Genomic DNA, 7209 nt, shown 5'->3' on the forward strand with positions numbered 1-7209 from the left:
AGTGATGCGCGGGTGAAGACCGAACTCCTGGCGGCCGCGATGACCACGGCTGCGGCGGGCTTCGAAGTTGGAGCCAGTTATGTGGACCAGGTGGTCGCGCGGTACGGCGCGAACAGTGTGACCGGACGAGGAGCAGCGGCCGCTTTAGGGCGTTTGAAAGTTTGGGGAGCCAGTCTAGCTGGGACAGGTGGTTTCATACTGGCATGGTGGGATTTTATGGATGGCGTGCAGCATTACTCTCAAGATAGTGCACTGACAAAGTCTCGTTTATTGAGCGGCGCATATTTCACACGCGCAATGGCGACGTCAGCCTTGTCTTTAGCCGAGTTAGGTACTGCCATCGCAATAGCCCGCCCGCTTTTCGAGTATTTGGCACAAAACGGTAGACACCGACTTTTAAGGGCGCTAAGTCAGTCACTGAGCGTGCTCTCCAGTACATTAGGTACAGCAACTGCTCGCCTTATGTTAGCACGACTGGTCCTCGGCGCTTTCTGGCTAGGTCTAGCACTAACGGTAATCATTATCATATTTGAAGATGATGCCTTGGAAAAATGGTGCAAACGTAGCACTTATCGCATTGATAAAAAGTCAAGCACATTCACCGAAGAAGAAGAACTGGCAAATCTCCACTCGGCCTTCAGTGAGGTACTGTAAATGTATCTAATAGAATGGGGGTTTTGGAAACTATCGACTCAAGAAAATGCGAATACAAAGCCAGCAGACAAGCCGACAACTGTAGATCTATATGAAAGCGAACTAAACGAGGATATCCACTTCAACTCAGTCAGCAGCACCCCACGCACACGCGGCCCTATATTCACCTTCAATGATACCTATATGGAAATGAGGTGCGGCGGCTCGGAAGAAAAGCGTGGAATTATTACATTAATGACCTTGGGCGGCTTGGGCCCGATGACTTATGCATGGCTATATATAACGCTTGGCTCAATTTACAGCACTATTACTCAGCCTGAATTTATTTCCCCCACCTCGATCCTGTTTAGCATATACATGCTATCCATCGGTGGCATGACCTACTATTTATATGCCAAATATGGATTTCAGTTGACAAGACTGGAAATACTAACCAGTCGCCACCTACTTGTCCGCTTCAACCGGAACACCCAGCAAGTTCATCTGCATAGACCGCACTATTGCGGTGGAATCGTCACCTTCCCCTGGAAAACAACCGGGAGCACTGGCTTATATCCAGAAGATGACCCACTCAGCATGGGCATGCGACTCGGCCTGGTCTGGCACCCCAGCCGCACCGGCCTGCCCCACATGGAAATGGCCCTGCTCGGCAAACAAGGCCAAGGCGGCAGCGAACTGCGTGATGAGTGGGAATTCATCCGCCGTTACATGGAAGAAGGCCCACACGCCGTCCCCCGCCCTCGCCTGAGTACCCAGCTACCCTCACCCATCCAGGCATTCAGCGCCCAGTTCGAAGGGCTTGGGCGTTTCTTCCGCAAGAGCAGCTGGCTGTTCAAAGTTGTCCTGCTGTTTGTCTGGCCCGCTTTCGTCATCATCGGCACCGCCCACTGGCTCAGCCTGCTGCTGTGCTGGCGACCGCGCTGGCCGAAGGTCATCCGCGAGGCCGGCATGCCCGGCAAGCCCGTCCCACCCGTGACAACCCTGAGCGACTACCCACCCGCAATCCAGGCACGCCTGCTCGCCAACGCCGACCGCTGGCAGCTCAAGCCCGGCAAGCGGCCGACGAAAAAACCACGCAAACCGCGCAGATCCAAAGCGCAAGCGAAACCGGCTGCGCCCAACGAAGATTGTGTCTGAATTCAGAATTCGAACGTGTACCCGACGATCACCCGGTTCTCATCCGCTGCATCGGCAAAATTCGAGCGCATGGTCGCATTGCGCCAACGCAGCGACACATTCCTGAGCGCCCCCGACTGCACCACATAGGTGATATCCGTAGTCCGCTCCCATTCCCGCCCCTCTCCGTCGCCAGCGGCCAATGCCCTGCCCTTGACGCTGGCAATGCGTTGCGGGTCCACCTGATCGCCCTTTACATAACGCACGTTGAACGTCAGCCCGGGGATGCCCACGGCAGCAAAGTTGAAGTCGTAACGCAGCATCCACGCCCGTTCGTTCGCCAAGGCAAAAGTGCTGACCTGCTGTTCGCTGAACAGGTAGGTATCGGTGCCCCCCACGTAGGCATATGCCGTATCCCCACGCACTTTCTGATAGCCGCCACTGAACGTGTGGCCCTGAACGCTGTACCCGAAGTTGGTACTGAGGGTCTGATTGTCGACTCCGCCCAGCAACGCCCGGCCCTGCTCCCTTGCATTGAACCAGCGCCACTCGGTGAACACATCCCCCGGCCCAAGGCGGGTCTTGAACTTGAAACCGGCAAAATCACGCCGGAACAGGTCTTCGAGCACACTGGTGTGAAGGCTGAGGGTCAAGTTGTTCAACGGCTGGTAATCGACACCGGCGTAGCGCAGACGATCACTGGTGACCGTCGCCAAATAGGCCCCTTGCTGCGCCATGGCGGTCAGGTCCTCATAGTCGGTGGAGTCACGCAATTTGGTGGCATTCACCTGCAGCAGGGTGAACGTAAACCGGTCCAAGTCTTTGCTCACCAGTTGCACACCGTTGAACCACTGGGGGAACAAGCGACTGCTGTTGGACGCCAGCAATGGCAGTTGCGGGCTCAGGCCCCCCGCTTTCAATTCGCTCTGCGCCAGCCTGGCCTTGAAGGTAGCCACGGCCTTGGCGTAGTCATCCGCGGCGCGTTTGTCGCTGCCTCGCGGTAACAGGCCGGAACCGCTACGGTCAGGCGATGAGTCCAGCTTGAGCCCCAGCATGCCGGCTGCGTCCAGGCCAAAGCCAACCACGCCGTCGGTATAGCCAGACTGCAAGCGCAGCATGAAGCCTTGGGCCCATTCACTGCGCCGCGATTGCGTGGCGCTGTCACCGTGAAAGTCGCGGTCGAAATAGAAATTGCGTAGTTCCAGGTTGCCACTGCCGTCATGGATAAAGGCAGCCTGGGCGGTTTGACAGGCGCAGTAAAGCGCCGAGAGCACCAGCGATGCTCGCCGAAAGATCACGATCATTGGTATGCCTTGTGCTTATTCTTGTTGTTGTTCGAAGACTCAGCGCCAATCAGCTTTTGGGGTTGCGCACGCAACGCATCACCACCAGGCATGCGACCAGGATCAGCGGCGCGATTGACAGCATGCCCATGTAGGTGCTGTCGGTAAGGTCATTGATCTTGCCCACCATCACTGGTGCAACGATGCCGCTCAGCTGTCCCACCGAGTTGATCGCGGCGGTGCCGGTGGCAATTGCCAGCCCCGAGAACGTCGACTGTGGAATGGTCCAGAAGATCGGGATAGCGATAAAGGTGCCCGCAGTGGCCAGCACCAGCGCGGTCATCATCGCGAAGGGAGAGTCGGAGAACAGGCACGCCAGCAGGTAACCGGCGGCGGCCGCCAGCAGGCAGTACACCAGATAGCGCTTGCGCTCGCCGGTGCGGTCGGAGTGGCGAGTCAGCAACACCATGCCGATGCACGCTACCGCATAAGGCAATGCCGACAGTACGCCAACCCACAGCATGTCTTGCACCCCCGAGGACTTGATCAGGTGCGGCATCCAGAAATTAAGCCCGTAGGACGCGGTTTTGACCACGTAGTAGATAAACGCCATGATCGCCACTTCACGGGTCAGCAACACCCGCCAGATCGAGCCGAGTATCGGTTTTGCGGTGCGTTTGTCCTGGGCAAGGTTCTCCGCCAGCAGGTCCTTCTCCTCGCGGCTCAACCATTTCGCCGCCTCGATATCACGGTCCAGCTTCCATAGCACCAGCAGGCCCAGCAGCACACACGGCAGCCCGGACATCAGGAACAACCAGTGCCAGCCAGCGAGGCCCAGCACGCCGTCCATTGTCCCCAGCAAAAAGCCCGCAGCCGGGCCACCCACCGCTCCGGCCAGCGGCACCGCCAGGAACCACAGGCCATTCATCTTCGCCAGGTGCTTGCGGGGGAACCAGCATGCCAGGTAAAACAGGATCGCCGGGCCGAAACCGGCCTCCATGACGCCGATCAGAAAGCGCAGGAAGTACAGCGTGTACTGGGTATAGGCAAATACCAGCGCAGCCGTCGCCAGGCCCCAGGACACCATGATCCGGCAGATCCAGGCCGGAGCCCCGTAGCGTTTCAGGCCAAGACTGCTGGGCACTTCGAACAGCACGTAGCCGACGAAGAACATGCTCGCGGCCAGGCCGTAGGCGGCATCGCTGAGGCCCAGTTCCTGCTGCATTTGTGTCTTCGCAAAACTGATGTTGATGCGGTCGAAGTAGGAGAACAGGAAGCAGATGATAGCCAGCGGCATGATGCGCCAGGCCACACGGCGGTATAGCAGCAGCTCATTGATGTGACTGTCGTTGCGCTCACGCGCCAGTTCGCCGGTCAAAGCAACCATGGTGAATCTCCATTCTTGTAATTATTGGAGAGCAGCGACGCCTCGAAGGGCGCCACCAGCAGGTTTTTTTAGCGAATACGGATCAGCTTTTCCTTGAAGCTCTGGCCTTTTGCGACGTACTCGGTCGCATTGCGCTGCATACTGGCGATGGCATCGGCAGTGAGCTCGCGCACTACCTTGGCAGGTGCGCCCAGGATCAACGAGTTGTCGGGAAACACCTTGCCTTCGGTGACGATGGCGCCTGCACCCACCAGGCAGTTGTTGCCGATGACCGCGCCATTGAGCACCACCGCCTGAATGCCGATCAGCGCGCCATCGCCGATGGTGCAGCCGTGCAGCATGGCCTGGTGGCCGATGGTGACACCTTGCCCCACTGTCAACGCAAAGCCGGGGTCGGCATGCAAGACAGCACCCTCCTGCACATTGCTGTGCTGGCCGATACGGATCGCTTCGTTGTCGCCCCGTAGCACGGCCTGCGGCCATACACTGACGCCTTGTTCCAGGGTAACGTCGCCGATGACGCTGGCATCCTCGGCGATGAACGTTTCCGGGTGCAGGTTGGGTGCAAGGTTGTCATATTGGTAGATCGCCATCTCAAGGCCTCCTCAAGCCGCGTCGTCTGTTTTCAGCACGCCCGCCGCACACAGCTGGGCAATGTGCGCGTCGCTGTAACCCAGTTCACGCATCACTTGGCGGGTGTGCTCACCAATCCGCGCGATCGCCCGCCGTGGCTGCAGGCGCTGGCCGTCCAGTGACAGCGGCAATAACGGCATCGGTGTGTGGCTGCCGTCTTCCAGTTGCAGCTCGGCCATGCCACCGCTCTGTAGCAGGTGGGGGTCCTCGAAAAGCTCTTCAGGGCGGCGGATCGGCGCGAAAGGAATGCCGTTGGCTTCCAGCTGCACCGCCAACTGCCCGGCGTCCAGCGGCGCAAACACCTCGGCCAGGTGCGCCAGCAGCCGTGGCCGCTGCAACACGCGGTCGTTATTGCTACCAAGGGTTGGGTCATCAAGCAAAGCGGTCTGCCCCAGTACCCGGCATAACGCGTGCCACTGGCCTTCCCCTGTGGCGGCGACAAACATCTGCTCGCCACCGGCAAAAGTGAACACGTCATAGATGGCCCAGGCACTGATGCGGTTCGGCATCGGCGCTGCGGCTTCACCGGTGACCACGTACTGCTGCATATGCTGGGCAGCCAGCAGCACGCAATTCTCGTACAGGGCACTTTGCACCTCACGGCCCCTGCCGGTGCTGTGGCGCTCGTTGAGTGCAGCCAGCACGCCAATGGCGCCGAACATGCCACCCATGATGTCGTTCACCGAGCTGCCTGCGCGCAGCGGGCGCCCTACCGGCCCTGTCATGTAGGCCAGACCGGCCATCATCTGCACCACTTCATCCAGCGCCAGGCGGTTTTCGTATGGCCCGCTGAGAAACCCCTTGTGCGAGGCATAGATCAGCCCTGGATTGCGCTGGCACAGTGCGTCGTAGCTCAGACCCAGCTTCTGCATACGCCCGGGCTTGAAGTTCTCGATGAAGACATCGGCGGTGTCGGTCAATTGCAGCACGGCCTCACGGCCCTCGGGCGTTTCAACATCGACAGCAATGCATTGTTTGTTGCGGTTGAAGGTGCGGAAAAAGCCCGCCCCTGCGCCCAGCAAACGGCGTGTGCCGTCGCCGCGTACCGGCTCGATCTTGATGACTTCGGCGCCAAGGTCGCCAAGGATCATGCCGCACGTCGGGCCCATGACCATATGCGAAATCTCAACGACACGGATGCCGTCCAAGGGAAGTCTGGACATTGTGATGCTCCTCTTACGGGCAATTCAGGCGTGGCGGTGTGTGTTGGCGAAGTTGAGCGGCAATCCGGCCCGGGCGATGAAGCCGTAAAGTGGCTCGCCCGGTAGCGCTTCGCTTAGTACCTGCCGGGTTTCGATTAGCGCAGGCAAGTCGATGCCGGTGTCGTAGCCCATGCTTTGCAGCATGAACACCAGGTCCTCGGTCACGGTATTACCAGACGCGCCAGGGGCGAACGGGCACCCTCCCAGGCCCGCCAGGGAGGCATCCAGTTCCCCAATGCCCTGCTGCACCGCCACCAGGCTGTTGGCCAAGGCCAGGCCCCGGGTGTCATGGAAGTGCGCGGCCTTGAGACGGTCGCCTGCAATCTCCCGTACGGCCTGAAGCACCGTTGCTACCTGGCCCGGATTGGCATAGCCAGTGGTGTCTCCCAGGGAGACCAGGTCGCAACCGGCTTCGATCACCTGGCGGGTCAACGCACACAGGTCAGCCAGCGGCACCTCGCCCTGGCGGGTGCAGCCAAAGGCCACTGACATGCCGGCCACGACTTGCACCCCATGCAGGCCCATTTCAGTACGCAGCTGGCACATGCGCCCCAGTTCCTCGACCATCTCCACTGGCGTGCGGCGCACGTTGGCCAGGCTGTGCGCCGTGCTCACCGATACCGGGGCGACGATGCGGTGTGCACCCGATTCAAGTGCGTCCCTTGCGCCACGAAGGTTTGGAGCCAGCACGGTTACTTGCAGGTCCGGGTACGTGAGGGCGTGGGCCACCACTTCGCGGGCATCGGCCATCTGCGGCAGCAAGCGTGCCGACACGAACGACGCGACTTCCATATGACGCACGCCGGCGCCGTAAGCGGCGTCGATCCAGCGGCGTTTGGCTGCTGTCGGCATGATCACTTGCAGGCTCTGCAAGCCATCGCGCAGGCCGACTTCATTGATTGTTATTGTTGTCATCGCGGTCTCTCTGTCTGAA

General features: G+C 59.7%; 6 protein-coding genes and 1 pseudogene. 2 read left to right on the top strand and 5 right to left on the bottom strand.

Features of this window, described 5'->3' with window-relative positions; all coding sequences use genetic code 11:
- Together V7787_RS51785 and V7787_RS51790 are read left to right on the top strand one after the other, a co-directional pair.
- A pseudogene (locus V7787_RS51785) lies at positions 1-654 on the top strand (T6SS effector BTH_I2691 family protein); the annotation flags it as partial.
- Positions 655-1791, top strand: a complete 1137-nt coding sequence (locus V7787_RS51790; protein ID WP_104887693.1) for a DUF6708 domain-containing protein — start codon at positions 655-657, stop codon at positions 1789-1791.
- Between the two features lie 2 nt (positions 1792-1793).
- On the opposite strand, the gene V7787_RS51795 is transcribed toward V7787_RS51790, so the two are convergent.
- From V7787_RS51795 to V7787_RS51815, 5 genes are all read right to left on the bottom strand, one after another.
- Entirely contained in the window at positions 1794-3074 is a 1281-nt protein-coding gene (locus V7787_RS51795; RefSeq protein ID WP_064493217.1) for an OprD family porin, read from the bottom strand.
- 49 nt (positions 3075-3123) lie between these two features.
- Positions 3124-4440: an MFS transporter gene (locus V7787_RS51800; protein WP_014756894.1), complete on the bottom strand. Its 1317-nt coding sequence runs from the start codon at positions 4438-4440 to the stop codon at positions 3124-3126.
- Between the two features lie 68 nt (positions 4441-4508).
- A complete protein-coding gene (locus V7787_RS51805; protein WP_014861744.1) occupies positions 4509-5033 on the bottom strand; it encodes a gamma carbonic anhydrase family protein in 525 nt (174 codons plus the stop codon).
- Between the two features lie 12 nt (positions 5034-5045).
- The gene (locus V7787_RS51810; RefSeq protein ID WP_336095291.1) at positions 5046-6236 is read right to left on the bottom strand and encodes a CaiB/BaiF CoA transferase family protein; all 1191 of its coding nucleotides are present in this window, start codon (positions 6234-6236) and stop codon (positions 5046-5048) included.
- A 24-nt stretch (positions 6237-6260) separates the two neighbouring features.
- Positions 6261-7190: a hydroxymethylglutaryl-CoA lyase gene (locus V7787_RS51815; RefSeq protein WP_047605215.1), complete on the bottom strand. Its 930-nt coding sequence runs from the start codon at positions 7188-7190 to the stop codon at positions 6261-6263.
- Between the last annotated feature and the right edge of the window lie 19 nt (positions 7191-7209).

This window comes from Pseudomonas sp. CGJS7 (assembly GCF_036961695.1).

Excerpts from the sequence above, each read along its gene's own strand:
- V7787_RS51790 (WP_104887693.1), top strand. The coding sequence starts at position 655 with ATGTATCTAATAGAATGGGGGTTTTGGAAACTATCGACTCAAGAAAAT.
- V7787_RS51795 (WP_064493217.1), bottom strand. The coding sequence starts at position 3,074 with ATGATCGTGATCTTTCGGCGAGCATCGCTGGTGCTCTCGGCGCTTTAC.
- V7787_RS51800 (WP_014756894.1), bottom strand. The coding sequence starts at position 4,440 with ATGGTTGCTTTGACCGGCGAACTGGCGCGTGAGCGCAACGACAGTCAC.
- V7787_RS51805 (WP_014861744.1), bottom strand. The coding sequence starts at position 5,033 with ATGGCGATCTACCAATATGACAACCTTGCACCCAACCTGCACCCGGAA.
- V7787_RS51810 (WP_336095291.1), bottom strand. The coding sequence starts at position 6,236 with ATGTCCAGACTTCCCTTGGACGGCATCCGTGTCGTTGAGATTTCGCAT.
- V7787_RS51815 (WP_047605215.1), bottom strand. The coding sequence starts at position 7,190 with ATGACAACAATAACAATCAATGAAGTCGGCCTGCGCGATGGCTTGCAG.